1 protein-coding gene is annotated in these 1286 nt (G+C 62.3%); it reads left to right on the forward strand.

The features are described 5' to 3' along the window. Positions 1–75 precede the first annotated feature (75 nt). On the forward strand, positions 76–1119 hold the full coding sequence (locus C5F46_RS16140) for an IS5 family transposase (protein WP_107326306.1): 1044 nt from the start codon (positions 76–78) through the stop codon (positions 1117–1119). The last annotated feature ends 167 nt before the right edge of the window (positions 1120–1286 follow it).

The following is a 1286-nucleotide window of genomic DNA, read 5'->3' on the forward strand; positions in this document are numbered from 1 at the left end:
GGGCACCTCGAAAAATTGCCCTGACGTGGCCGCTGCGGTATGAGGGGCGAGAGGTTCACGGCTTGAGGTTTGGCGATGGCGCAGATGGGTTTCTTTGATCTTTCAGATCGCTACGCGAGCCTTGACGCCAAGAGGGACCCGCTGGTCGAGATTGATGCCGTCGTGCCTTGGGAGGAGTTCCGTCCGACCCTTGAGCGGGTCTGGCGCAAGCCTGATGCGGAGCGGAAGTCGCGCGCGGGGCGCAAGCCGATGGACGCCGTGCTGATGTTCAAGACGTTGGTGCTGAACGCGCTCTACAATCTGTCCGACGACCAGATAGAGTATCAGGTGCGCGACCGGCTGTCGTTCATGCGTTTCCTTGGTCTTGGGCTGGAGGGTCGTGTGCCCGACGCCAAGACGGTCTGGCTCTATCGCGAAGCGCTGGCGCAGGCCGGCATGATGGAGGCGCTGTTCAAGCAATTCGACGGCCATCTGGCGCGGCAGGGCTATATTGCTCGGGGCGGGCAGATTCTGGATGCCTCCATCGTGCCAGTCCCCCGCAACCACAACACGCGCGAAGAAAACAAGGCCATCAAGTCCGGTGAGGTGCCCGAGGACTGGGCGGACAAGCCCGCCAAGAGGTCACAGAAGGACGTTGATGCGCGCTGGACCAAGAAACATGGCAAGAGCCATTACGGCTACAAGAACCACGTGAACGTGGACCGCACCCACAAGCTGGTGCGGCGCTATCACGTCAGCGATGCCGCCCTGCATGACAGCCAGGCGGTGGATCACCTGCTGATGCAGGGCAATACCGGCTCAGGCGTGTGGGCGGATGCGGCCTATCGGTCCGAGGAGACGGAGGCCAAGCTGCGCGCGCAAAAGCTCAAGAGCCACATTCACCGCAAGGGCAAGCGCGGCAAGCCGCTGACTGAACAGGCAAAGGGCAGCAACCGGACCAAATCCTCGGTGCGCGTGCGCGTCGAGCATGTGTTCGGCGCGCAGACCAATGACATGGGCGGCACGCTGGTGCGCACGATCGGCATGGTGCGGGCTAAGGCCAAGATCGGGATGAAGAACCTAGCCTACAACATGCGCCGTCTCGTCCAGCTACGCCGCCTGGATCCGTGCCCGGCCTGACACACCAGGCGCTAAAATCGAGCCGCGAGGCAAAAAGCGCCGCGCATAACAGCGGATCTTCCAAGACCCGATAGCGAGCCAAGGCACAAAATCGCGGCATCATGCGCACTTCAAGCCGCTAAAACCGGCACGCTCGGCCGGGAGCGGGTAAAAATCGAGGTGCCCAT

This window comes from Phaeovulum veldkampii DSM 11550 (genome assembly GCF_003034995.1).
Lineage (GTDB): Bacteria > Pseudomonadota > Alphaproteobacteria > Rhodobacterales > Rhodobacteraceae > Phaeovulum > Phaeovulum veldkampii.

Coding starts and splice junctions, on each gene's coding strand:
- C5F46_RS16140 (WP_107326306.1), top strand. CDS start 76: ATGGCGCAGATGGGTTTCTTTGATCTTTCAGATCGCTACGCGAGCCTT.